The organism is Neisseria viridiae, from assembly GCF_962747995.1.
GTDB classification, from domain to species: Bacteria; Pseudomonadota; Gammaproteobacteria; order Burkholderiales; family Neisseriaceae; genus Neisseria; species Neisseria viridiae.
Window position 1 is genome coordinate 1 of sequence record NZ_CAUJAJ010000022.1, and the last position, 23,606, is coordinate 23,606.

General features: G+C 49.9%; 22 protein-coding genes and 4 pseudogenes. 14 read left to right on the plus strand and 12 right to left on the minus strand.

Annotated features, from left to right (window positions below):
• The 3 genes from Q9J79_RS09530 to Q9J79_RS09540 form a co-directional block, all read left to right on the plus strand.
• A partial coding sequence (locus tag Q9J79_RS09530) for a hypothetical protein (RefSeq protein WP_301911379.1) occupies positions 1–357 on the plus strand: 357 nt, incomplete at its 5' end.
• Between the two features lie 74 nt (positions 358–431).
• Positions 432–1,178, plus strand: coding sequence for a CDP-diacylglycerol--serine O-phosphatidyltransferase (gene pssA / locus Q9J79_RS09535; RefSeq protein ID WP_301911380.1), 747 nt, complete (start codon positions 432–434; stop codon positions 1,176–1,178).
• The gene (locus tag Q9J79_RS09540; RefSeq protein ID WP_301911381.1) at positions 1,179–1,985 is read left to right on the plus strand and encodes a sulfite exporter TauE/SafE family protein; all 807 of its coding nucleotides are present in this window, start codon (positions 1,179–1,181) and stop codon (positions 1,983–1,985) included. It abuts the gene before it with no gap.
• 192 nt (positions 1,986–2,177) lie between these two features.
• On the opposite strand, the gene rplI is transcribed toward Q9J79_RS09540, so the two are convergent.
• The 5 genes from rplI to trxB all read right to left on the minus strand — a co-directional run bounded on the left by rplI (position 2,178) and on the right by trxB (position 4,661).
• Positions 2,178–2,630 (minus strand): 50S ribosomal protein L9, encoded by a 453-nt coding sequence (gene rplI / locus Q9J79_RS09545; RefSeq protein ID WP_301911382.1) that lies wholly within the window; start codon positions 2,628–2,630, stop codon positions 2,178–2,180.
• Between the two features lie 16 nt (positions 2,631–2,646).
• A complete protein-coding gene (gene rpsR, locus Q9J79_RS09550; RefSeq protein WP_002213306.1) occupies positions 2,647–2,877 on the minus strand; it encodes a 30S ribosomal protein S18 in 231 nt (76 codons plus the stop codon).
• Positions 2,878–2,883: 6 nt separating this feature from the next.
• Positions 2,884–3,186 (minus strand): primosomal replication protein N, encoded by a 303-nt coding sequence (gene priB / locus Q9J79_RS09555; protein WP_118792160.1) that lies wholly within the window; start codon positions 3,184–3,186, stop codon positions 2,884–2,886.
• Complete coding sequence (rpsF, locus tag Q9J79_RS09560; RefSeq protein ID WP_002232587.1) at positions 3,187–3,555, minus strand: 30S ribosomal protein S6; 369 nt, start codon at positions 3,553–3,555, stop codon at positions 3,187–3,189. It abuts the gene before it with no gap.
• A 155-nt stretch (positions 3,556–3,710) separates the two neighbouring features.
• A complete protein-coding gene (gene trxB, locus Q9J79_RS09565; RefSeq protein ID WP_002213296.1) occupies positions 3,711–4,661 on the minus strand; it encodes a thioredoxin-disulfide reductase in 951 nt (316 codons plus the stop codon).
• A gap of 138 nt (positions 4,662–4,799) precedes the next feature.
• Here trxB and Q9J79_RS09570 point away from each other — a divergent pair, with 138 nt between their 5' ends.
• From Q9J79_RS09570 to Q9J79_RS09590, 5 genes are all read left to right on the plus strand, one after another.
• On the plus strand, positions 4,800–6,977 hold the full coding sequence (locus Q9J79_RS09570) for a heavy metal translocating P-type ATPase (protein WP_301911383.1): 2,178 nt from the start codon (positions 4,800–4,802) through the stop codon (positions 6,975–6,977).
• 55 nt (positions 6,978–7,032) lie between these two features.
• Positions 7,033–8,919, plus strand: coding sequence for an excinuclease ABC subunit UvrC (gene uvrC / locus Q9J79_RS09575; RefSeq protein WP_301911384.1), 1,887 nt, complete (start codon positions 7,033–7,035; stop codon positions 8,917–8,919).
• Positions 8,920–9,035: 116 nt separating this feature from the next.
• Positions 9,036–10,439: a tetratricopeptide repeat protein gene (locus tag Q9J79_RS09580; RefSeq protein WP_301911385.1), complete on the plus strand. Its 1,404-nt coding sequence runs from the start codon at positions 9,036–9,038 to the stop codon at positions 10,437–10,439.
• Positions 10,440–10,560: 121 nt separating this feature from the next.
• Positions 10,561–11,277, plus strand: coding sequence for a tRNA (guanosine(46)-N7)-methyltransferase TrmB (trmB, locus tag Q9J79_RS09585; RefSeq protein WP_301911386.1), 717 nt, complete (start codon positions 10,561–10,563; stop codon positions 11,275–11,277).
• A gap of 331 nt (positions 11,278–11,608) precedes the next feature.
• Complete coding sequence (locus Q9J79_RS09590) at positions 11,609–11,956, plus strand: hypothetical protein (RefSeq protein ID WP_301911387.1); 348 nt, start codon at positions 11,609–11,611, stop codon at positions 11,954–11,956.
• A 74-nt stretch (positions 11,957–12,030) separates the two neighbouring features.
• On the opposite strand, the pseudogene Q9J79_RS09595 reads toward Q9J79_RS09590, so the two are convergent.
• A pseudogene (locus Q9J79_RS09595) lies at positions 12,031–12,269 on the minus strand (REP-associated tyrosine transposase); the annotation flags it as partial.
• 59 nt (positions 12,270–12,328) lie between these two features.
• Between Q9J79_RS09595 and Q9J79_RS09600 the strand changes: the two are divergent.
• The gene (locus tag Q9J79_RS09600) at positions 12,329–12,793 is read left to right on the plus strand and encodes a hypothetical protein (protein WP_301911388.1); all 465 of its coding nucleotides are present in this window, start codon (positions 12,329–12,331) and stop codon (positions 12,791–12,793) included.
• A gap of 282 nt (positions 12,794–13,075) precedes the next feature.
• Here Q9J79_RS09600 and Q9J79_RS09605 read toward each other — a convergent pair whose 3' ends face one another.
• The 5 genes from Q9J79_RS09605 to Q9J79_RS09625 form a co-directional block, all read right to left on the minus strand.
• Positions 13,076–13,696 carry a hypothetical protein gene (locus Q9J79_RS09605; RefSeq protein ID WP_301911389.1) on the minus strand — a complete coding sequence of 207 codons (621 nt, stop codon included), beginning with the start codon at positions 13,694–13,696 and terminating at the stop codon, positions 13,076–13,078.
• 66 nt (positions 13,697–13,762) lie between these two features.
• A complete protein-coding gene (gene uvrB / locus Q9J79_RS09610; protein ID WP_308446926.1) occupies positions 13,763–15,835 on the minus strand; it encodes an excinuclease ABC subunit UvrB in 2,073 nt (690 codons plus the stop codon).
• Positions 15,836–15,899: 64 nt separating this feature from the next.
• Positions 15,900–16,721 (minus strand): YwqG family protein, encoded by an 822-nt coding sequence (locus Q9J79_RS09615; RefSeq protein WP_301818468.1) that lies wholly within the window; start codon positions 16,719–16,721, stop codon positions 15,900–15,902.
• Positions 16,722–16,781: 60 nt separating this feature from the next.
• A complete protein-coding gene (locus Q9J79_RS09620) occupies positions 16,782–18,266 on the minus strand; it encodes a S41 family peptidase (protein ID WP_301911391.1) in 1,485 nt (494 codons plus the stop codon).
• Between the two features lie 126 nt (positions 18,267–18,392).
• Positions 18,393–20,189 (minus strand): peptidoglycan DD-metalloendopeptidase family protein, encoded by a 1,797-nt coding sequence (locus Q9J79_RS09625; RefSeq protein ID WP_025458083.1) that lies wholly within the window; start codon positions 20,187–20,189, stop codon positions 18,393–18,395.
• Positions 20,190–20,515: 326 nt separating this feature from the next.
• On the opposite strand from Q9J79_RS09625, the pseudogene Q9J79_RS09630 reads away from it, so the two are divergent.
• The 5 genes and pseudogenes from Q9J79_RS09630 to ruvX form a co-directional block, all read left to right on the plus strand.
• Positions 20,516–20,733 (plus strand): annotated as a pseudogene (locus tag Q9J79_RS09630) (CreA family protein); the annotation flags it as partial.
• Between the two features lie 49 nt (positions 20,734–20,782).
• Positions 20,783–21,397: a hypothetical protein gene (locus Q9J79_RS09635; protein WP_025458084.1), complete on the plus strand. Its 615-nt coding sequence runs from the start codon at positions 20,783–20,785 to the stop codon at positions 21,395–21,397.
• Positions 21,398–21,672: 275 nt separating this feature from the next.
• A pseudogene (locus Q9J79_RS09640) lies at positions 21,673–22,014 on the plus strand (CreA family protein); the annotation flags it as partial.
• Between the two features lies 1 nt (position 22,015).
• Entirely contained in the window at positions 22,016–22,564 is a 549-nt protein-coding gene (locus Q9J79_RS09645; RefSeq protein WP_301911392.1) for a YqgE/AlgH family protein, read from the plus strand.
• Positions 22,557–23,012: a Holliday junction resolvase RuvX gene (gene ruvX, locus Q9J79_RS09650; protein WP_301911393.1), complete on the plus strand. Its 456-nt coding sequence runs from the start codon at positions 22,557–22,559 to the stop codon at positions 23,010–23,012. The genes Q9J79_RS09645 and ruvX overlap by 8 nt, the downstream gene beginning before the upstream one ends.
• A 7-nt stretch (positions 23,013–23,019) precedes the next feature.
• Here the strand turns inward: ruvX and Q9J79_RS09655 are convergent.
• Positions 23,020–23,487: pseudogene (locus Q9J79_RS09655) on the minus strand (fumarylacetoacetate hydrolase family protein); the annotation flags it as partial.
• Between the last annotated feature and the right edge of the window lie 119 nt (positions 23,488–23,606).

A 23,606-nucleotide genomic window follows, 5' to 3' on the forward strand; every position in this document is an offset into this window, starting at 1 on the left:
GGCAAGCCGTTGTTTTCAGAGGGCATTACGGGCAACCTTTGCGGCGGGCGAAAAACCTTGTCCTATAATTTATCCCACTTCAAAATCAGCATACGGTCGGAAATGCAAAAAATATCTTTCAATTTGTTGAAGACTGCAAACTCCCCGAAAATAGGGAAACGCCGCCCCGGTTTGAACGGCGCGCCGCATATTCCGATGCCCTTCCCCCGATACCTTCCGGCAAGCGCAGAAATGCCTGGCAACAACATCCATCCGGCAAAAATCCGAAACAACACACCCGGCGGCAGGCAGAGTCAAACCGCCCCGCAAAGCATCCTCCATCAGAAAAACAAACCACCTCCGAGGGCTTCATCCTAAAGGGCGTATTGTTCGATAAGCGTTTGCGTTATAATCCGAACATCAATTCTCCACGTCCGTGAGACACTTCAGCTATGGAAATCCCACCAAACACCCCGCAACGCTCCCTGCGTCAAAACAGTATCTACCTGCTGCCCAATTCCTTTACCATCGCCGCGCTGTTTTCCGCGTTTTACGCAATCACCCAATCCATGCACGGGCATTATGAAACCGCCGCTATTGCCGTATTCATTTCCATGCTTTTGGACGGTATGGACGGGCGCGTGGCGCGGCTGACCAACAGCCAAAGCGCGTTCGGGGAGCAGCTCGACAGTCTTGCCGACATGGTCAGCTTCGGCGTTGCCCCCGCGCTTATTGCCTACAAATGGCAGCTTTGGCAGTTCGGCAAAATCGGTTATTCCGTCGCCTTCATCTACTGCGCCTGCGCCGCCCTGCGCCTCGCCCTGTTCAACACGCTCATCGGCAAGGTGGACAAACGCTGGTTTATCGGCGTGCCCAGTCCGACCGCCGCCGCGCTGATTGTCGGGCTGATTTGGGTCAACCACAGCGTCGAAAAATTCCCTGCCGTCCACTGGTGGGCATTGGGCATCACACTGTTTGCCGGCCTGTCGATGATTGTCCAAATCCCTTTTTGGAGTTTTAAAGAAATCAACATCCGCAGACAAGTCCCCTTTGTCGGAATGCTGCTTGCCGTCTTACTGCTGCTTCTGGTTACTTGGGAACCGTCGCTCGTCCTCTTCCTGTTCTTTCTCGGATACAGCCTGTCCGGCTACATTATGGCGGCACGCCGATTCTGGAAAAAATACAGAAAGGCGGATTAAATGTGGCATTGGGACATTATCTTAATCCTGCTTGCCGTAGGCAGTGCGGCAGGTTTTATCGCCGGTCTGTTCGGCGTAGGTGGCGGCACGCTGATTGTCCCTGTCGTTTTATGGGTACTCGGTTACCAAGGATTGGCTCAGCATCCCTATGCCCAACACCTCGCTGTCGGAACATCCTTTGCCGTTATGGTCTTTACCGCCTTCTCCAGTATGTTGGGACAGCACAAAAAACAGTCGGTTGACTGGAAAACGGTATTCATGATGATGCCGGGCATGATATTCGGCGTATTCTTGGGTTCGCTCTCCGCAAAATATATCCCCACATTCTGGCTTCAAATTTTCTTTATCCTATTTTTTACAGCCGTCGCATTCAGAACATTGCATACCGGTCATCAGACTGCATCGCATCCGCTGCCAAAACTGCCGGGACTGACTGCTGTTTCCACATTATTCGGCACAATGTCGAGCTGGGTAGGCATAGGAGGCGGCTCACTTTCTGTTCCTTTCTTAATCCACTGCGGATTTCCCACCCACAAAGCCATCGGTACATCATCCGGCCTCGCCTGGCCAATTGCGCTGGCAGGTGCGATATCTTATCTTTTAAACGGCCTGAAAGTTGGGGGGTTGCCTGAAGGCTCGCTGGGCTTCCTCTATCTGCCCGCTATCGGCGTACTCAGTGTGGCAACTATTACCTTTTCCCCCTTGGGTGTCAAAACTGCCCACAAACTCTCTTCCGGCAAACTAAAAAAATCCTTCGGCATTATGCTGCTTTTGATTGCCGGAAAAATGCTGTACAACCTGCTTTAAAACACACGAAAAAACCTTTTTACCGTTTGCACAAGCAATTAATCAGGACAAAGCTGCCCTGCCTCCTGTTCCGACAAAAGGACAGACAACCTGACCGAGACCTTTGCAGAATATACGGAAAACAAAACAAATGCCGTCTAAAACCATATTCCGATAATCGGCAGGGTTTCAGACGGCATCTGATAATTTCAATTACTCGGTTGCGGCAACGACGGCAACGGTAATTTTAGCAACGGCATCAGTATGCAAAGCAACTTCCACTTCATACTCGCCAACGGCTTTCAGAGGACCGTTCGGCAGGCGTACATTCGCTTTGGCAGCTTCGATGCCGGTCGCAACGATTGCAGCCGCAATGTCGGCATTGGTAACGGAACCAAACAGACGACCGTCCACACCGGCTTTTTGGGCAACGGTAATGGTTTGGCCATCCAATTTTTCCTGACGGGCTTGGGCATCTGCCAAAATTTCAGCCTGTTTGGCTTCCAGTTCTGCGCGGCGTGCTTCAAACTCTTTCATGTTTGCTTCAGTAGCACGTTTTGCCTTACCAGCAGGAATCAAGAAGTTGCGGGCATAACCGTTTTTTACGGTAACGATGTCGCCCAAATTACCCAAACCGCCGATTTTTTCTAACAGAATAATTTGCATGATTTAAACTCCAAAATTATTTGTGTTGGTCGGTATAAGGCAGGAGTGCCAAGAAGCGCGCGCGTTTTACGGCCACAGCCAATTGGCGTTGGTAGAATGCCTTCGTTCCTGTGATGCGTGCAGGAATGATTTTACCGTTTTCAGAGATAAAGTCTTTCAGCAAATCAACTTGTTTGTAATCGACTTCTTGGATTTTTTCAGCCGTGAAACGGCAGAATTTTCTACGTTTGAATGATTGACGAGCCATTGTCGTTTAACCTTTATATTCTTTAATATTTTGTATTCTGAGCATCGGCATTAGGGAGCGTCTGCTTTTTTGAGCTAAAAAACCTTCGACGTGAACATATACACCCTGCCGATACTGCCACTCTTCCGCCTGCCTGCCTAAAATCCGTGCCGGAATTTCCAATTGGACAAGACATTGCTGTCCATTTTCTTTCTGCCATGATTCATGCTTTAAAATAATATCTAAGACAGAGATTCCGGCAGGCGTATATCGAATAGGGAAAACCTTTTCAATTAACGCGGCAAGCGAAACAAGATTATTGAATCCCAATTATTGGGCAGCCGCTTCTTCAGACGCACCGCTCAGCAGGTTCTTAGCCTTTTCACCACCCAACATAGGGGATGCTTCGGTAACGGCGTGTTTGGTTTTGATGGTCAGATGACGCAATACCGCATCATTGAAACGGAACGCGGTTTCCAACTCTTCAACCACTTCGGGAGTGGTTTCGATGTTCATCAAAACGTAATGTGCTTTATGGATTTTGTTAATCGGGTAAGCCAGTTGGCGGCGACCCCAATCTTCCAGACGGTGAATCTTACCGTTTGCCTCGGTAATCATGGTTTTGTAACGCTCAACCATAGCGGGCACTTGCTCGCTTTGATCAGGATGAACGATAAACACGATCTCGTAATGACGCATGTTATCTCCTTATGGATGGTAAAAACAGCCTTCTGCCATGCGAAAGCAGAAGGCAAGGTTCAAAGAGCAGGTATTATATTGGGGTTTACCGACGGAATCAAGGATTTGGTACGAAAAACTTGCATTCCGCCGAAAATTTCGGTTTCAGACGGCATTCAAATGTTTTGGCTGCCCAGCCAACGTTCCGCGTCCAAAGCCGCCTGACAGCCGGAAGCCGCGCTGGTAATTGCCTGACGGTAGGTATGGTCTTTTACGTCGCCCGCCGCCCATACGCCTTCGATATTGGTTGCACCGACATTGTCCGCCGTACCACCTTTTGTTTTCAGGTAGCCGGCTTCGTCCATTTCCAACTGCCCTTTGAAAATATCGGTATTCGGCTTGTGCCCGATGGCGATAAAGATGCCGCTGACGGCAATTTGTTGCTCAGAACCGTCGTTGTTTTTTAATAATGCGCCGTTTACGCCCCGATCGTCGCCCAGTACTTCTTGCAGGTTGCTTTCCAGCTTGAGGATGATTTTGCCCTCTTCCACGCGTTTCATCAGTTTGTCGATCATGATTTTTTCGGCGCGGAACTCGCTGCGGCGGTGAATCAGCGTAACGGTTTTGGCGATATTGGCAAGGTAGAGTGCCTCCTCAACTGCCGTATTGCCGCCGCCGACTACGGCAACATCTTGGTTTTTGTAGAAGAAACCGTCACAGGTGGCGCAGGCGGAAACGCCTTTCCCTGCAAACGCTTCCTCACTCGGCAAACCAAGGTATTTGGCGGACGCGCCTGTTGCGACAATCAGGGCATCACAAGTGTACTCGCCCATATCGCCTTTGAGTGTGAATGGGCGTTTTTGCAAATCGACGGCGTTGATTTGGTCAAAAATGATTTCTGTTCCGAAACGTTCGGCGTGGGCGAGAAACCGCGCCATCAATTCCGGCCCTTGCACGCCGTCGGCATCGGCAGGCCAGTTGTCCACTTCGGTGGTGGTCATCAGTTGCCCGCCTTGCGCGATACCTGTAATAATGACGGGGTTTAAATTGGCGCGCGCGGCATAGACGGCGGCAGTGTATCCGGCGGGGCCGGAACCCAAAATAATCAGTTTGCGGTGTTGGGACATTGTTTTTCCTTTGCTGTGTCAAGTTTTCGGATTCTACTCGAATTATCGGCGCGTTTGAGAAATTTTGACCATATCGGCGTTCAGACGGCATCCCGCAGCCTTGACCGCCGTCTGAATATCAAAGCAGGAATCAAACTTATGCAACAAAAAGTCCGTTTTCAAATCGAAGGCATGACCTGCCAGGCCTGCGCTTCGCGCATTGAAAAAGTGTTGAACAAAAAAGATTTTGTCGAATCGGCAGGGGTGAACTTTGCCAGCGAGGAAGCGCAGGTTACGTTTGACGACAGCAAAACCTCCGCAGCCGACATTGCCAAAATCATTGAGAAAACCGGTTACGGCGCGAAGGAAAAAACGGAAGATACATTGCCGCAAGCTGAAGCAGAACACCATATCGGCTGGAGATTGTGGCTTTTGTTTGCCATCAATATCCCCTTTCTTATCGGTATGGTAGGGATGATGCTAAAAGGGCTGAATTGGACACGGCACGATTGGATGATTCCGCCGGTATGGCAATTCGCGCTGGCGAGCGTGGTACAGCTTTGGCTGGCGGTGCCGTTTTACAAAAGCGCGTGGGCGAGCATTAAAGGCGGGCTGGCGAATATGGACGTGTTGGTTACCATCGGCACGGTCTCGATTTATCTGTATTCCGTCTATATGCTGTTTTTCAGTCCGCATGCGGCACACGGCATGGCGCATGTGTATTTTGAAGTGGGCGTAATGGTGATTGGTTTTGTGTCGCTGGGTAAGTTTTTGGAACACCGCACTAAAAAATCCAGCCTGAACAGCTTGAGCCTGCTGCTCAAACTCACGCCGACCCAAGTCAACGTGCAACGCGATGGCAAATGGGAACAACTGCCCATCGACCAAGTGCAAATCGGCGACCTTATCCGCGCCAACCATGGCGAACGCATTGCCGCCGACGGCATCATCGAGAGCGGCAGCGGTTGGGCGGACGAGAGCCATCTTACCGGCGAATCCAACCCCGAAGAGAAAAAGGCGGGCGGCAAAGTGTTGGCGGGCGCGCTGATGACCGAAGGCAGCGTGGTGTACCGCGCCGCGCAGCTCGGCAGCCAAACCCTGCTTGGCGACATGATGAACGCGCTATCCGAAGCGCAAGGCAGTAAAGCACCGATTGCGCGCGTAGCCGATAAAGCGGCGGCGGTGTTTGTGCCAACTGTTGTGGGCATTGCGCTTTTGACTTTTATCACCACTTGGCTGATTAAGGGCGATTGGACGCTCGCATTGATGCACGCCGTCGCCGTTTTGGTGATTGCCTGTCCGTGCGCGCTCGGTTTGGCAACCCCTGCTGCGATTATGGTCGGCATGGGCAAAGCAGTGAAACACGGTATTTGGTTCAAAGACGCGGCGGCGATGGAAGAAGCCGCTCACGTTGATGCTGTCGTGCTGGACAAAACCGGTACGCTGACCGAAGGCAGGCCGCAGGTTGCCGCCGTTTATTGCGTTCCCGACAGCGGCTTTGACGAAGACGCTTTGTACCGCATCGCCGCCGCCGTCGAACAAAACGCCGCCCACCCGCTCGCCCGAGCCATCGTTTCCGCCGCTCAAGCGCGCAGTTTGGATATTCCTACCGCACAAAACGCTCAAACCGTTGTCGGCTCAGGCATTACCGCCGAAGTGGAAAGCGTGGGTTTGGTGAAAGCAGGCAAAGCCGAATTTGCCGAACTGACCTTGCCGAAGTTTTCAGACGGCGTTTGGGACATTGCAAGCATTGTTGCAGTCTCAGTCGATAACAAACCCATCGGCACATTCGCACTTGCCGACGCGTTGAAAGCCGATACCGCCGAAGCCATAGGCCGTCTGAAAAAACACAATATCGATGTCTATATTATGAGCGGCGACAATCAAGGCACGGTCGAGTACGTCGCCAAACAACTGGGCATCGCACACGCTTTCGGCAATATGAGTCCGCGCGACAAGGCCGCCGAAGTACAGAAACTCAAAGCCGCCGGCAAAACCGTGGCGATGGTCGGCGACGGCATCAACGACGCGCCCGCACTCGCCGCCGCCAACGTCAGCTTCGCGATGAAAGGCGGTGCGGACGTTGCCGAACACACCGCGTCCGCCACGCTGATGCAGCATTCGGTCAACCAACTCGCCGATGCCCTGCTGGTGTCGCAGGCGACTTTGAAAAACATCAAGCAAAACCTGTTTTTCGCCTTCTTCTACAATATTTTGGGCATTCCGCTTGCCGCGCTCGGTTTTTTAAACCCTGTTATCGCAGGCGCAGCAATGGCGGCAAGCTCGGTTTCGGTATTGGGCAATGCCTTGCGCCTGAAACGGGTAAAAATCAATTAGCAGCATGTAACCGCCCTGCAGCCTCGTCCGAACGGATAAGGCTGCCGCCGCCGATATGCCGTCTGAAGCCGTTTTTCAAATGATTGATATGAATACAGAAAACCGTTCTCCGGAACAATTCGACATCCCGCTCTTCCTCAAAAACCTGCCCAAGCTGCCGGGCGTGTACCGTTTTTTTGACGAAGGCGGCAAAGTCTTATACGTCGGCAAAGCGGTCAACCTCAAGCGGCGCGTGTCCGGTTATTTCCAAAAAAACGACCATTCCCCGCGCATTGCATTGATGGTGAAACAGGTTCACTACATCGAAACCACCATCACCCGTTCCGAAGCCGAAGCCCTGATTCTCGAAAACAACTTCATCAAAGCCCTGTCGCCCAAATACAATATTCTTTTCCGTGACGACAAAAGCTATCCCTACCTCATGCTCAGCGGGCATCAATATCCGCAGATGGCTTATTACCGCGGCACGTTGAAAAAGCCCAACCAATACTTCGGCCCCTATCCCAACAGCAACGCCGTGCGCGACAGCATCCAAATCCTGCAAAAAGTCTTTATGCTGCGTACCTGCGAAGACAGCGTGTTCGAACACCGCGACCGTCCTTGCCTGCTGTATCAAATCAAACGCTGCACCGCGCCCTGCGTCGGACACATCAGCGAAGAAGACTACCGCGACAGCGTGCGTCAAGCCGCCACTTTTCTCAACGGCAAAACCGACGAACTGACCCGCACCTTACAACACAAGATGCAGACCGCCGCCGCGAATCTGCAATTTGAAGAAGCCGCCCGTTATCGCGATCAAATTCAAGCACTCGGCATTATGCAGAGCAATCAGTTTATCGACAGCAAAAACCCGAACAACCCCAACGATATCGATTTGCTCGCGCTGGCGGTTTCAGACGGCATCGTCTGCGTACACTGGGTCAGCATACGCGGTGGGCGGCACGTCGGCGACAAAAACTTCTTCCCCGACACCAAAAACGATCCCGAACCAAACGGGCAAGACTACGCCGAAGCCTTCGTCGCCCAACACTATCTGGGCAAAAGCAAACCCGACATCATCATCAGCAACTTCCCCGTGCCCGACGCATTGAAAGAAGCCCTAGAGAGCGAACACGGCAAACAAATGCAGTTCGTAACCAAAACCATAGGCGAACGCAAAGTCTGGCTGAAAATGGCGGAACAAAACGCACAAATGGCGATTGCCCAACGCCGCCTGCAACAAAGCAGCCAGCAAAACCGCATCGACGAGTTGGCAAAAATTCTCGGTATGGATTCAGACGGCCTCAACCGCCTTGAATGTTTCGACATCAGCCACACCCAAGGCGAAGCCACTATTGCGTCCTGCGTTGTGTACGATGAGCAAAACATCCAGCCTTCGCAATACCGCCGCTACAACATCACGACCGCCAAGCCCGGCGACGACTACGCCGCCATGCGCGAAGTATTGATGCGCCGTTACGGCAAAATGCAGGAAGCCGAAGCCAACGGCGAAAGCGTCAAATGGCCGGATGCCGTGTTGATTGACGGCGGTAAAGGGCAAATCGGCGTAGCCGTATCCGTATGGGAAGAACTCGGGCTGCACATTCCTTTGGTCGGTATCGCCAAAGGCCCGGAGCGCAAAGCCGGCATGGAAGAACTCATTCTCCCGTTCACCGGCGAAACCTTCCGCCTGCCCCCGCACAGCCCCGCCCTGCACCTTCTGCAAACCGTGCGCGACGAATCACACCGCTTTGCCATCACAGGCCACCGCAAAAAACGCGACAAAGCACGCGTTACCTCATCCCTCAGCGACATTCCCGGCGTAGGCAGCAAACGCCGCCAGGCCCTACTCACCCGCTTCGGCGGCCTGCGCGGCGTCGTTGCCGCCAGCAAAGAAGATTTGGAACAGGTCGAAGGCATCAGCAAGGCATTGGCGGAAACCATTTATAATCATCTGCATTAGTGTGCCGCTCAAGCAAAAACCGTCTGTAAAAATATGATACAGCAGACCGGTGTGCCGATATAAACCTAACTTCATAACAAATAACGATGATTCGATAAAACGGAAAACGATCTGATATGAACAATCCCGACTTACCCTATCGGCAGGTCTTGGAACGCCTGTCTCAAAAACAATATAACTTTGCCGAAGTCCGCCGACTGCTGACAGAAGCGGCCTCGGCAGGCCATCCCGCCGCCGCATTCGAGTTGGCAAAACACCTGATGGACGCAGACAGCCCGCACCAAGACCGCGAACAAGGTATGGAAATGCTCCGCATCGCAGCCGAACAGGGACATCCCTACGCGCGTTATAATTTGGCATATATCCAAGAATTGGAAGGCGCGCCCGCAGAAACCCTGATACCGCTTTACAGGCCTCTGGCAGAAGCAGGCCTGCCCGAAGCACAAGTCCGCCTGATGTACCTGCTGTATGCGTCCCGGCATTTTGAAGAAGCACTCGAATGGGCAAAAACGACCGCAAAAAACAACAATCCCCACGGGCAATACCTGCTCGCCCAATACTGCCGGTACGGCACACCGCCGGATTTTGAAACGGCGCACCTGCTCTACCGCAAAGCGGCGGCACAAGGCTTGGCGGAAGCACAATGGCAGCTCGGGCTGCAATATCGTTTCGGGCAAGGGACGAAAGCCGACACGGCACAGGCCGTCAATCATTTGCGTGCCGCCGCGCAACAAGGATACATTCCCGCCTGCACTCCGCTTGCCGAACTCATCCTGCCTACGGCTCCCGATGAAGCCGTTTACCGGTTCCAACAGGCGACACAGGAAAATGACCCCGATGCCCATGCCGCACTGGCCGACATCTACCTGCAAGGCAAGTATCTGGAAAGAAACCACAAACTTGCCCTGCATCATGCCGAGGCAGCCGCCGCCGAACGCCATCCCGAAGGTTTGCGGATACTGGGCGACATCTGCCGCTACGGTTTGGGCACAGCCCCCGATACGGAAAAAGCCCGGCATTATTACCGGCAGGCAGCCGAAGCCGGCAGCCTTTCCGCCTATCAGAAACTCATATCCGACAGCGCGTTAAACCATCCCGACCAATACGGCGGCATCAAAGATTCCGCCATCAGGCGGCAAAGGGCAGAACAGCTTTATCAAAAAGCCCAAGCCCTGCATTACGGATTACAATGCGCGCCCGAATACGCAGCCGCGCTCAAACTCTACACAGAAGCCGCAGAACTCGGACACAGCAAAGCCCAAACCAATCTGGGCAGCATGTATTACTTCGGACAGGGCATAGCCGCCGACTACGGCAAAGCCCGCAAATGGTTTGAACAAGCCGCCGCGCAAAAAGACAGTATGGCGTTCTACAACCTCGCCTGCATCCATTACAACGGACACGGCGTCGAGCCGGACAACGAAAAAGCCTGCCGCTACCTGCAAGAAGCCATAAACAGCGGACACGAACAAAAAAGCTTTCTGCAAGAACTGTTGCAACAGTGGCAAAATGCCGTCTGAACACCGTTACACCTACCCTGCTGAAACGAAACAGGTATAATCGCCCCTTTCCCTTCCCGCCGTCCGAACAGGCATTTCACATTCAGACGGCATCCTGATTGCACAACTGCACGGAAGCATTATGACAGACACCGCCGAAAACCAAACACAAAACGACCGTCAAGCCGAACATCCCCGCAGCATCCGCAGCTTCGTCCTCCGCCAAAGCCATATGACCGCCGCACAGCAACGCGCCATCGATACCTTATGGGACAGCTTCGGCATCGACTACCAAGCAACACCGGCCGATCTTAATGCCTGTTTCGGAAGCAGCCGACCCAAAATCCTCGAAATAGGCTTCGGTATGGGGACGGCAACCGCAGAAATTGCCCGCTGCCTGCCCGAAACCGACTTCCTCGCCATCGACGTACACGGTCCCGGCGTAGGCAACCTGCTCAAACTCATCAATGAAAACCATTTGGAAAATATCCGCGTGATGCGGCACGATGCCGTAGAAGTTGTCGAAAATATGCTGCAAGACGGCTCGCTCGACGGCATCCACATATTCTTTCCCGACCCGTGGCACAAAAAACGCCACCACAAACGCCGTCTGATACAAGCCCCCTTCATCGCCAAACTACTGCCCAAACTCAAAACCGGCGGCTATATCCACCTGGCGACAGACTGGGAAGAATATGCACGGCAGATGCTTGAAGTCCTCAGTAGCTTCGACAGCCTGCAAAATACGGCGGCAGACTACGCCCCCACCCCGGACTACCGCCCCGAAACCAAATTCGAAGCGCGCGGCAAACGCCTCGGGCACGGCGTTTGGGACTTGGTATTCAAACGGATGGGCTAACAAACCGCCGGATAAAAAAATGCCGTTTGAAGCATGTTTGCTTACAGACGGCATTTTTTCAAGATAAAGCAGCGAGTGATGTTTCGATACAATTTTTAAAACAATGGTTTGAACGGCAAAACGCGTGTGTACCGCACGCATCCTTAGTAGGTTTTATGCACATCGGTTTTAAAGTTTGTGCCGCCCGCAGGTAGTATGTGATAGCTACGCACGCGGTTGGTGTGATGTAGGCTACGGCTTGCTAATTATTCATCGTTATCAAACAAAGACTTAGGTGTACATTCAGGCATAGTTAACAAAACAACTAAACCTCTATTTACTGGAAAATAAAATGACTTATTTAAAAATAATAACAATCAGTATAGTTTTATACATTTTATTATTACAAATTAATCTCAAAATGTTAGAAAAAAGGATTGATTTCTTAGTAGAAAATATAGATAAATATTATCAGCAATATGGATCTTACCCAAATAATTTTGATTTTATATCAACTAAAACTGATTTTACTACTGAATCATATTGTGATTTTTGGGATAAAAATATTGCAGGATATGGTAATTGTTACTTCATAAAGAATGATAAAGACTATACTATTTTAGTCATGGGTTTCTCATCGAAAATACTATTTTCATCTCACAATAAAATAAAAGAATTCAATTCAAATAAATATGATTAAATTCAACAAGCAAGCCGTAACACGCATGAAATCTTTAGTTTTCCGTAGGTCGGATTCTTGAATCCGACATTACTTTAATCGTATTCAATAGAAAAGTCCGCATTGCCGCCACCCCAATTATGCGGATAAATACCCTGTTTGACATAACGGTGAAACGTAGAAAACCGCCAATCGGAAATTTGTCCTACATAGCCATGTTTGACCGGATTGAAATGCAGATAATCAAAATGGCAGGCAAAATCGGCTTCATCACGGATAGTATGCTCCCAAAAGCGTTTTGCCAAAGCCTGAGATTGCCGCCGATTAAATATTGGAAAAAAGGGAAAGTCTACAAGTTTAAAATTTAAATTCCCAGCTAAATAAGGTTTTAATATGAATAAAGAAACAGCAGAAGAAATACAATGCGGATTTGAATATTTGGCCTTTGATGATCTTACTCCGATATCTTTTGCACCACTAGGACGCGAACCGCAAACATGGCAATGGCAATTTGCAGTTGAATTTATATATCGACTATTAGTATGTGAATTGGCTATTTTATGGCCTTTTACATTTGATAAAAAACAAGAGATATTCATGTTTTGCCAAGAATTTGCAAAACAAAATCCTTTTGGTACGGAAAATAATGAATTATGGTATTCTGGGGAAATTACATTAACAAAAAAAGGTTTGGATTTAGTTAAATTTTATATTCCCGAACTATTCGAATGCGAAGATTTGCCATTTGAGCTTAATCATTTGTTCATTCTAGCGCTAGAATCTATTTTTTCAGATTATGAAGTTCCATGGGAGGAAAATAATCCATTAATACCTATAAAAATATTGGGGCCGTCCTAGATAACTAGGACAGCCCCAAATCTTTAGTTTTCCGTAGGTCGTACTCTCGAATCCGACATTTTGGGCATTGCTGCAATGGATTGCAACGACGGGAATATTAAAGGTTTTGTCGGATACAAGTATCCGACCTACGGTTGCTTTGGGAATTGGAAAGTGCAGGCTGCCTCAAGCAGAAAACGCGGGCGTGCATACCGCACACGCCTGAACGTTGGGTTTAAAGTTTGTGTCGTCCGCAGGTAGGGTGTGTGGCGCAGCCACGCACGCAGTTGGTGGAGATGCAGGTTACCGATTGCTGCGGTTTTTAATCCACGCTTCAATATATACGGAAGAGAAACTTTTCCAAGCAATCATCATCATGAAGAACAAAACCATTACAACCCAATAAATAATTATTTCGTCATATTTAATAGTCTCTATGAATTTCTTATCTGCTTCAGATAACTCAAACAAATGTGGGAATGCCCATAAAAATGTCAGAATAGAAATAACAGATATACCTACAGAGCCTACGTTAGCACATGTAGAGCCAGCACGTTTAAAAAATAGTGGACTACTATATTTAACTTCAGACCAAGATAAAATTTTGTTTTGTTCTTTAATCTTTTTATTTCTCATACTATTTTTCTTAAATAGATTTTTAGCCCAATTCAAAATTGAAGCTAACATTGTTAAAATTATCGTTGTAAAAATAAACAATAATACAGCCACAAATAAATATATCAATAACTGACTAACGAATCCATTATTGGGTACTACTAAATCAGTAAATATTTCAATAGCTTTTTTATTAGATGATTCGTAAATTAACGAATACACGATAGCTGTCATTGTAAATAAAAGAACCTGTAAAAGGTATTCTTTACAATCGTTCCAAAATGTTTCACAAAATGATGATTTAGACATTTAACCCTCATCCTATACTATAATATTAGAAATTATAAATTGTATAAAAATACATAACTATACAAGTCACTCCGCCCCAAACAACAAATTCTCCTTAATCCCCCGTATCCTATCCCTTAACACAGCCGCCTCTTCAAACTGCAAATCCCTAGCCGCCTGCTGCATGGCTTTTTCCAGTTTGGCGATTTCTTTAATCGCGTCTTCTTCGTTGTGGATTTCGCCGACTTTAACCTTGTTTTTGCCTTTCAGACGGCCTTTGCCGCCGTCTTCTTCGCGGTACACGCCGTCGATGATTTCTTTGACCTGTTTTTTAATCTGTTGCGGCACGATGCCGTGTTCTTCGTTGAATTTAATCTGTTTTTCGCGTCGGCGTTCGGTTTCGTCGATGGCGGCTTTCATGGAGTCGGTGATTTTGTCGGCGTACAGGATGGCGACGCCGTTCACGTTGCGCGCGGCGCGGCCTATGGTTTGAATTAGGCTGCGGTGGGAGCGCAGGAAGCCTTCTTTGTCGGCGTCGAGGATGGCGACGAGGGAAACTTCAGGGATGTCGAGGCCTTCGCGCAAGAGGTTGATGCCGACGAGTACGTCAAACAGGCCGAGTCGTAAATCTCTAATGATTTCAACGCGCTCTACGGTATCGATGTCGCTGTGCAGGTAGCGCACTTTGATGCCGAGTTCGCTGTAATAGTCGGTGAGTTGCTCCGCCATGCGTTTGGTGAGGGTGGTAACGAGTACGCGCTCGCCTTTTTGGATGCGGTCGTTGATTTCGCTCATTAAGTCATCGACTTGGGTGGCGACGGGGCGGATGATGATTTGGGGATCGACCAGCCCTGTGGGGCGGACGACTTGTTCGACCACTTGTCCGGCGTGTTCTTCTTCGTATTTGGCTGGGGTGGCGGAAACGAAGATAGTTTGCGGCATGACTTTTTCAAATTCGTGGAATTTGAGCGGGCGGTTGTCGCGGGCTGAAGGCAGGCGGAAGCCGTAGTCGACGAGGTTTTGCTTGCGCGATGCGTCGCCTTTGTACATGCCGCCGATTTGGGTAACGGTAACGTGGCTTTCGTCGATGAACATGATGGCGTTGTCGGGGAGGTAATCCATCAGCGTGGGCGGCGGTTCGCCTTCTTTTTTGCCGGAGAAGTGGCGGGAGTAGTTTTCGATGCCTTTGCAGAAGCCCATTTCGTAGAGCATTTCGAGGTCGAAGCGGGTGCGCTGTTCGATGCGTTGTTGCTCAACAGGGCGTTGTTCGCGGGTGAAAAACTCGATGCGTTCGCGCAATTCTTCTTTGATGGATTCGCAGGCGCGCAAGACGGTGTCGCGCGGGGTAACGTAGTGGCTGGACGGGAAGACGGTGTAGCGGCCGACGCGCTGGATAAGGCTGCCTGAAAGCGGGTCGAACATATCGAGTCGGTCTATTTCGTCGTCGAACAGGCTGATACGCAAGGCGTTTTCAGAGCTTTCGGCGGGGTACACGTCAATCACGTCGCCGCGCACGCGGAAGCTGCCGCGTTTGAAGTCCAAATCGCCGCGTTCGTACTGCATGGAAACGAGCATGGCGATGATGTCGCGCTGCTCAATGGTATCGCCTTCTTTGACGGACAACACCATTTGTTGATACTCGGTCGGGTCGCCGATACCGTAAATGGCGGACACGGTGGCGACGATAATCACGTCGTCGCGCGTCATCAGATTTTTGGTGGCGGAAAGGCGCATCTGCTCGATGTGTTCGTTGATCGCGCTGTCTTTTTCGATAAACAAATCGCGGCTGGGCACATAGGCTTCGGGCTGGTAATAGTCGTAGTAGGAGACGAAATATTCCACCGCGTTTTCGGGGAAAAACTCGCGCATTTCGGCATAAAGCTGTGCGGCAAGGGTTTTGTTGTGCGCCATAATGATGGCGGGTCTGCCGCTTTGGGCGATGACGTTCGCCATGGTGTAGGTTTTGCCCGAACCGGTTACGCCGAGCAGGGTTTGGTAGGCAAGGCCGTCTGAAAGCCCTTCGAGCAGGCCGGCAATGGCGGTGGGCTGGTCGCCGGCGGGCGGGAAGGGTTGGTGGAGCTTGAAGGGGGAATCGGGGTATTGGATGACTTCCATAATCTTGCCTGTGATGCGTTTGCGGACAAAGCGTGTAGTAGGGATGGGTCAGAAACGTCTTTCAGACGGCATGGAATAAAAGACATTCCCGACCGTATGCCGTCTAAACTCAACCGCAATCCCAAGTGAATGCCGTTTTGGAAAAATCGCATTTTTCCAAATCTTCGGGCGCGATAAAGAAATTGCCGATGCCCATATCGCCCCACATGATGTCTATTCCTTCGTTCTCATCATATTGGCTTTCCAATTGGAACAGCAGTTCATAGCCTTCCAAACTGCCGTCGCGCGGATCGTATTGGGCAAAGCAGGGATAACCGCCAATACAGTGTCCCGCCTGATTGGAGGCTTCCCGATAGTTCTCGTAAAGCCGCCAATCGTTGTTGCCCGTATCCGTAACCCTTTCAAGAATCAGCTTGCGCATTTCCGGAAAAGTCCGATCGAAACGGTAATCGTCGAAAGACAGATATTGCGTCTCCGGTTCGGAAAAAACCATGCGGAATTCTTCCTCTGCACCAAACGGCAGACCGATTCCGAAATCCCCGAAATCGGAATATGCCGGAACATCCGAACGCAAACCTTCCTGCCGCACTTCGCGATGGTACAAAACACGGAATCCCTTTTGGGCGCGCAAGTCGTCGAAATCCATGCCCGACAAATCGTCGTAACCGTCGACAAAGAACTGGACGATGCCTTCGGTCGGATAGTCCGGCAGATGCGGCATTTGGGCAAAGTTGATTTGCGCCAACAGGGAAAGCGGTTGTCCTTGGGCGTTTTGGGGATATTCCATACCCTCCGGCAGATAAGGTCTGCCGCCGACCTTGCTGTCCCACAGTTCTACTGTCTCTTTCTTCAAAGAAAAACGCACGACGGGTTTTGCCGTGGCTGCAATTTTCTCTGCAAACGGTTCAAATTCCGGTAAAAAATCGCTCATAACCTGTCCTTTCAAACATAATATGCCGTCTGAAACCCTTTCAGACGGCATCGTCAAAAGCTACTTCTTATCTTTTTTGTCTTTCTTATCCTTATTTGAAACCGGCTTTTTCGCCGCCAGCCCCAAAGACTTCTGCCACTGCTCGGGCGACTTGACCAAATCCAAAGCCTTACGCAACTGGTCGTCTTTGGCAGGGTTGGGAATCCGCCTTGAAGACAAATCCTCGTCCTTTTTCTTTTTGCCTTTTTCTTTTGCAGCGGGTTTATCCGCATTTTCTTCAACCGGCACGGCAAGGGTTTCGCTGTTCACATCCTCGCCGCCCAAAGGATTCCCGATGTGTCCGACCAAATCCGCCTCGCGGCTTTCAAAAGTGCGTTCCTTATCTTTTACTTCGACATCGGGAACAATCCCCTGCGCCTGAATAGAACGGTCGTTCGGCGTATAATACAGCGCCGTTGTCAGCTTGACCGCGCTGCCGTTGGACAAGGGAATCAAAGTCTGAACCGAACCTTTGCCGAAGCTCTGCGTACCGACGATAACCGCGCGTTTATGATCCTGCAATGCACCTGCGACAATCTCCGACGCAGAAGCCGAACCGGAATTGACCAATACCGTCATCGGAATCGTTTTCAACTCGGCAGGAATACCCGCCAAAGGATCGCCGCCCATACCGTACACATAATCCTCGGGAACGGCTTTCAGTACCATGCCGTCTTTGCCGTCGCGTCCCTTGGTGCTGACGACGACCGCTTCAGACGGCAGAAACGCCGCCGACACGCCGACCGCGCCGGTCAAAAGCCCGCCGGGGTCGTCGCGCAAATCCAACACCAGCCCCTTGAGCGGTTTTCCTTTATTTTCCTTGACCAGCTCTTTAGCTGCCGAGTTCACGCCTTCAACCGTCCGCTCTTGGAACTGGGAGACTCGGATATAGCCGTAATCCGGCTCGAGCAAATAATGGCGGACGCTTTTCACTTTAATGATGGCGCGCGTCAGGTTGACGACTATCGGCTTGTCGGCATTTTTACGCGACAGCGTCAAAGTAATCTTCGTACCCGGCTTGCCCCGCATTTTCTTCACCGCTTCGCTGACCGTCATGCCGCGTGTCGAAACATTATCGATTTTCACAATGAAATCGCCGCTTTTCACCCCCGCCCGTTCCGCAGGCGTGTCCTCAATCGGCGAAACCACTTTGACAAAACCGTCTTCCTGCCCGATTTCCATCCCCAAGCCGCCAAATTCGCCGCTGGTCGATTCCTTCATTTCCGCATAACCTTTTTTATCCATATATTCGGAATGCGGATCCAAACCGGCCACCATACCCTTCATCGCACCTTCAAACAAATCGGCATCGGGTTTGTCCTGATAATAGTTTGCCTTAATCTGACCATAAACCTCCGCCATCGTACGGATGGATTGCACCGGCAGGACTTCGTTATCCCGCCTGTCCTTCTCGGCGGCAAAACCCTGCACCGCCAGACTGACGGCAACGCCGCTGATTGCACCCAAAGTATAAAGTGCGATTTTCTTAAAAACAGGTTTCGACATTCTTCTTTAACTTTCTCTCTTGATTTCCAAAAACCGGAAAACACAGGTACGGCAAACGGCAGACTTCACGGAACAGCGCACCATATCGGCACGATTCGCATAAAGCCTACCGTTTCGGCAATCCGATCAACGTATCCAACTCGAAGGGTTCAATACCTGACCTTGATAACGTATTTGCAGGTAAAGCCCCTCTTCCCCGTCCGGCAGCGACCCGCTCGTACCGATTTTGCTTCCCGCCGCGACCGCATAACCCTTGCCGACAGAAATTTCGCTCAAACCGGCATAAATGCTGATGTAGTTCTCGCCGTGATCGACTACGACCACTTTGCCGTAGCCGTCCAACTCATCCGCATAGCTTACTGTTCCTGCCGCAATGCTTTCAACCGTTGCCGGTGCAGTGGAATAAAACACGCCTTTCCAAACATCGCCGCCGCTCCGGTTCTGCCCGAAAAGTCCGGTCGGCACACCGTCAACCGGTTTTTTCAAACGTCCCTGCATGCGGCTGAAACCGTCGGCACTGCCGATACCCATAACCGAAGGCGCTTGGATGTTCCTGTCTTCGGCAGTCAGATTGGACATTGCCGCACGTCGTGCTTCAGCTTTCTGCTGTACCGCTTCTTTTTCTTTTCTGGCCTTTTCAGCAGCCGCCAGTCTGGCTTCCGCCAGTTTTCTTTTTGCTTCCGCATCCTGAATGCGGTGTTCGGCCTTTTTCTTCTCCAAATTGCTCAAGAGCTTGTTCAGCTGCTGCTCGTTTTCTTTCTGTTCCAGCAGTTTTCGGGCATCTTTGGCGATTTTGGCATTTTGTCTGCGGCTTTCCGTCTGTTCCGCCGCATCGGTTACACCCTGTTTTTTCAGCAGGGATTGCACGTTTGCCTGAATCTTTTTCAAATACGCCAACTCGTTGTTGATTTTCTGCTCTTGAATTGCCAAAGCCTTCTGCTGCTTTTCCAAATCTTTGACGACTTCCTGATTGGAGGCGTTCACATAGCGCGTATAGCGCAAAAAGCGGTTTTTCTGGCCCGGTTCGGCATTTTTCAGGAACAGGGCAACCGCATTCGGCTGGCTGTTTTTATAGTTTCCCGATACGAAACGGGAAATCTGCGCTTTCGTACCGGCGACTTCCGTTTTCAAACGGTTCAGCTCGGCATTGAGGTTTTGAAACTTGTCCCAAGCCTCGCGCTGTTTGCGGTTGACGGAAGCAAGGTTGCCGCGCGCCTGACGGATACGCTCTTGACGGATACGCTCTTCCTGAAGCTGTTTGAGGGAATTGCTGACATGAAGCAGCATTCCTTCGCTTTGTTTGAGCAGGGCTTTTTTGTTTTCGACATCGTTGGTCGCAGCGGCAACGGCAGCTTTCAATTCGTCGGAATCGGTTTTGGCATTTTTCTCTTCCGTGTGTTTTTTGTCCTGTTTCACTGCTTTTCCGTCCTTGTCGGTACGGTCTTTTTTATTTGCAGAAACAGTGTCTTTGTCCGACTTGCCGCCCTTACGTGGATTGTCCTGTCCTTTTGTCTCTTTTTTACCTTGTTTGTTTTCAGGCTGTGTTTTTGCGTTTTTTTCTTTGGATTCGGACACAGGCTTGCCATATGCCTTTTTGTGTTCCGCCTTCGATTCCTTATTCTCTTCGCGTCCTTTGCGCGCAGACTGCCCGGATGTTGCCTCATTCTCTGCTTCTTTGCGGTTTTTGGCGGTTTTTTTGGACTCTTTGCCCTCTTTTGCCGCCTCTTTGCCGCCTGTTTTTTTATCTTTCACTGTGGCATTTTTGCCTTTTTCTTTTTTGCCTTCCGCCGCTTCTGGCTGTTCTTTTTTGTTCTTCGCCTGTTTTTTCACTTCGGCGGAACGGTTGTGTGCCGCGTCGTGGGCGGCAATGGCGGGCGTGGAAAAAACGAGCATCAGGGCAAGCAGAAGGGGTTTATAGCGCATGGTTCGACCTTCGGAAAAAGTTGGATAATACTGAAGGCTGCACGAAAGCAGCCGGACGTTTGGATTATACTGTCAGTTATGCCGTCTGAAAATGCCGTTTGCCCAATCTTGCACCTTCTTTGCGCGGATACTTGCAATCGGCTCAAACAGCCTTATATTGTGCGGCATATTTTCAATGCTGCAATAGATATTGTGTTCCGACACACAGGGTAGCACATTAAGCCGCATACCGTATGTTGCCCGATTTGGGAGCGTGCGACCCTCCAAACAAAGCAAGCCCTGCCGCCTTCACGGAAAACAAGGATTTAACCGATAAGGAAATTTTGATAAACAGACTGCTACTGCTGTCTGCCGCCGTCCTGCTGACTGCCTGCGGCAGCGGCGAAACCGATAAAATCGGACGAGCAAGCACCGTTTTCAATATGCTGGGAAAAAACGACCGTATCGAGATGGAAGGATTCGACGATCCCGACGTTCAGGGCATTACCTGTTATATTTCATATGCAAAAAAGACGGCTTGAAGGAAACGGTCAATTTGGAACAAGTAAATTTTGGCAAAATATCTATAAAGGAAATTTTAAAGTACACCCATAATGGAAAAAATATTTTATCAAATTAGCGACCCCACACAAAATGTTCCCGAAGGAGATGATATTTGGATAGATCAATTGAAACAAGAGAATATAATGTGCGATTGTGGAAATATCATTAAACATACAGCAATTGATGTCTTTCTAAATGAAAAAATAAAAAAAAGTTTTGCTCCAATTACCTACGCAAGAGGTACATTTATTGGAATGTTACATAAAGATATTGTTTCATTACTGGGCATTCAAAATATTGAGAATGTATATTTTGTAGGAAAGGTTTATGATGTAAACAAAACTGTATCCAAAGAATACATTTCAGTTGTTCCAAAATTTAGAATTTATATAAGGGGAGGGAAAGAATCAACTTGTAGTATATGTGAAAAGTGCGGAGTCGTTTTATATTTTCCTTTGCCATTAAATAGTTGGTATATTGTGGATAAATCTATCCCAAATCTCACTTTCTTTCCAAGCGCTTTAACAGGTATTATTGTGAATGACGAAATTTTAAAACAAATAAAAAAATCAGGAATTAAAAGAATTGGATATGAAAAATTGCCAGTATTAAAAGAAGCAATTGATGGTCACAATAGTTGTTTTGGGGCTTTGCCACCGGAATAATGACCTTTTCGGCAAAATCAAGAGTACTCGCAATGTCTTAGTTCCCTCAATGACAAGTAATTGCAGGCTCATTATGGCTGGCAGGAGGGAGATACCGCCTACGAGTGGTACGGCAACGGCATGCTCAGGAGCGTACGCACACCCGAAGGTGCCACCATAAGGTTTGAGTACGATGCCTTGAGCAGGCGTATCCTTAAAGAGACGCACGACACATGCCATCGCTATGCCTGGGACGGCAACGTGCTTCTGCATGAGTGGAGCTATGACAGGCGGGAGAAGACGCGTCCGACGCATCGGTTTCGTGCGTTCAGACGGCATCTTCGATTTCTTTTGACGAAACCGCCGTGCGCAAACCGAAAGAAGTTTTCAAGCACGGTACGAGCTTCGCGTTCAAGAGTCGGCAGATTATCCGTTATTATAATCCGAAACGTAAAACTTTCGCTTATTTGGTTTACAGCGATAAAATCGTCCAAGGCTCGCCGAAAAATTCCTTAAGCGTGGTTTCCTGTTTCGGCAGCAACCTGCAAACCAATATGCCTCAAGCGGGCACTTCCGGCAAAATGCTTGCTGGCGCCTGCATTATTTCCAACCCGATAGAAAATCCCGACAAACGCTGATATGAACCTGTCCAACCACTTTCTCGTCGCCATGCCCGATATGGAAGACGCGTTTTTTGCACAATCGGTCGTCTATATCTGCAAACACGATGAAGACGGCGCACTCGGCATCGCCATCAACAAACCCTCTCCGATTACGATGGACATGATTTTTTCCGCCACCAGCAAAAACATCCCTTTCCGAATGCAGCACGACAGCGTGATGATGGGCGGCCCGGTGCAAGTCGAGCGAGGTTATGTCGTGCATACCCCGATCGGCAACTGGCAAAGCAGTATCCGCGTTTCGGACAATATCGCGCTGACTTCTTCCCGAGACGTGATTGAAAATATTTCACGCGAAGGCGCGGTTGACAAAATATTAATCAGTATCGGCTATTCAAGCTGGGGAAAAGGCCAGCTCGAACGCGAACTTGCCGACAACGCATGGCTGACCGTTCCCGCCGACGAACACATCCTGTTCGACATCCCCTACGAACACCGTTACGCCGCCGCATTCGCCAAACTCGGCATCGACCCGCTCGCCCTGTTTTCGGGAGTCGGCCATGCATAAAATTCCAAAAGGAACGGCACTGGCATTCGACTTCGGCGAAGCGCGCATCGGCGTGGCGCAGGGCGATGCGGAATTGGGGCTGTCCCATCCACTGGCCACCGTTACCGGCGGCAGCAACGATGAAAAATTCGCGACAATCGCCAAACTGGTTCAAGAGTGGCAGCCGCGTTATTTTGTCGTCGGTCTGCCTGTCCATACCGACGGCACGGAACACGAAATGACGCACCTGTCGCGCAAGTTCGGACGCAGGCTGCACGGCAGATTCGGGCTTCCCGTCTATTGGGTGGACGAACGCCTCTCGTCCGTCTATGCGGAAGGCCTGCTTTCAGAAGCACAAGTTTTTGGCAAAAAAAGGAAATCCGTTCTCGACCAAGTAGCCGCACAGGCAATCCTGCAAAGTTTCTTCGAAGGTGGTTCGGAAGAATTTTTTAACGGACGGGACGAATAAGTCTGCCTTATTTTCGGGCTACCGTAAAAAAAGCTTCTACAAGCCCGTCCAATTCCAGTTCCAATCTGTCCCCCTCGCTGATTTTCCCTGCACCTGAAGGTGTTCCGGTAAATACCAGATCACCTTTTTTCAAGCCATAGGACAGAACCAGCTCGCATAAAACCATCCTGAGCGGGCAAAGCATCATTTCCGTGTTGCCCCTCTGTTTCAATATACCGTTCTGCCTCAATGAAAAAAGGAAGGATTGGCTGGAAACCTTGTTCGCCGCCACGAAGTCCGAAACACATGCAGAATGCCTGAATCCCTTTGCCTTCAACCAAGGCAGCCCTTTTTCCTTCAGACGGCATTGGATATCCCGTACCGTAAGGTCCAACCCTACACCATATCCTGCGACACATCCCAAAATATCTTCACCCTCGCCCATGCCGTCTGAATCCTTACCGACCAGCAACACGAGCTCGCACTCAAAATAAATACTGAGATGGCAAAGGAAATATGTCTTGATTTTCTGGATAATTCTCTATATTACTAGACAGCCAGAGTTCAAAGATTTTGTAATCGTCAAAGAAACCAAATATATACCCTCGCTTTAGT

Bases quoted from the DNA above. Each gene is read 5' to 3' on its own strand.
- pssA (WP_301911380.1), top strand. From the start codon at position 432: ATGGAAATCCCACCAAACACCCCGCAACGCTCCCTGCGTCAAAACAGT.
- Q9J79_RS09540 (WP_301911381.1), top strand. From the start codon at position 1,179: ATGTGGCATTGGGACATTATCTTAATCCTGCTTGCCGTAGGCAGTGCG.
- rplI (WP_301911382.1), bottom strand. From the start codon at position 2,630: ATGCAAATTATTCTGTTAGAAAAAATCGGCGGTTTGGGTAATTTGGGC.
- rpsR (WP_002213306.1), bottom strand. From the start codon at position 2,877: ATGGCTCGTCAATCATTCAAACGTAGAAAATTCTGCCGTTTCACGGCT.
- rpsF (WP_002232587.1), bottom strand. From the start codon at position 3,555: ATGCGTCATTACGAGATCGTGTTTATCGTTCATCCTGATCAAAGCGAG.
- trxB (WP_002213296.1), bottom strand. From the start codon at position 4,661: ATGTCCCAACACCGCAAACTGATTATTTTGGGTTCCGGCCCCGCCGGA.
- Q9J79_RS09570 (WP_301911383.1), top strand. From the start codon at position 4,800: ATGCAACAAAAAGTCCGTTTTCAAATCGAAGGCATGACCTGCCAGGCC.
- uvrC (WP_301911384.1), top strand. From the start codon at position 7,033: ATGCCGTCTGAAGCCGTTTTTCAAATGATTGATATGAATACAGAAAAC.
- Q9J79_RS09580 (WP_301911385.1), top strand. From the start codon at position 9,036: ATGAACAATCCCGACTTACCCTATCGGCAGGTCTTGGAACGCCTGTCT.
- trmB (WP_301911386.1), top strand. From the start codon at position 10,561: ATGACAGACACCGCCGAAAACCAAACACAAAACGACCGTCAAGCCGAA.
- Q9J79_RS09590 (WP_301911387.1), top strand. From the start codon at position 11,609: ATGACTTATTTAAAAATAATAACAATCAGTATAGTTTTATACATTTTA.
- Q9J79_RS09600 (WP_301911388.1), top strand. From the start codon at position 12,329: ATGAATAAAGAAACAGCAGAAGAAATACAATGCGGATTTGAATATTTG.
- Q9J79_RS09605 (WP_301911389.1), bottom strand. From the start codon at position 13,696: ATGTCTAAATCATCATTTTGTGAAACATTTTGGAACGATTGTAAAGAA.
- Q9J79_RS09615 (WP_301818468.1), bottom strand. From the start codon at position 16,721: ATGAGCGATTTTTTACCGGAATTTGAACCGTTTGCAGAGAAAATTGCA.
- Q9J79_RS09620 (WP_301911391.1), bottom strand. From the start codon at position 18,266: ATGTCGAAACCTGTTTTTAAGAAAATCGCACTTTATACTTTGGGTGCA.
- Q9J79_RS09625 (WP_025458083.1), bottom strand. From the start codon at position 20,189: ATGCGCTATAAACCCCTTCTGCTTGCCCTGATGCTCGTTTTTTCCACG.
- Q9J79_RS09635 (WP_025458084.1), top strand. From the start codon at position 20,783: ATGGAAAAAATATTTTATCAAATTAGCGACCCCACACAAAATGTTCCC.
- Q9J79_RS09645 (WP_301911392.1), top strand. From the start codon at position 22,016: ATGAACCTGTCCAACCACTTTCTCGTCGCCATGCCCGATATGGAAGAC.
- ruvX (WP_301911393.1), top strand. From the start codon at position 22,557: ATGCATAAAATTCCAAAAGGAACGGCACTGGCATTCGACTTCGGCGAA.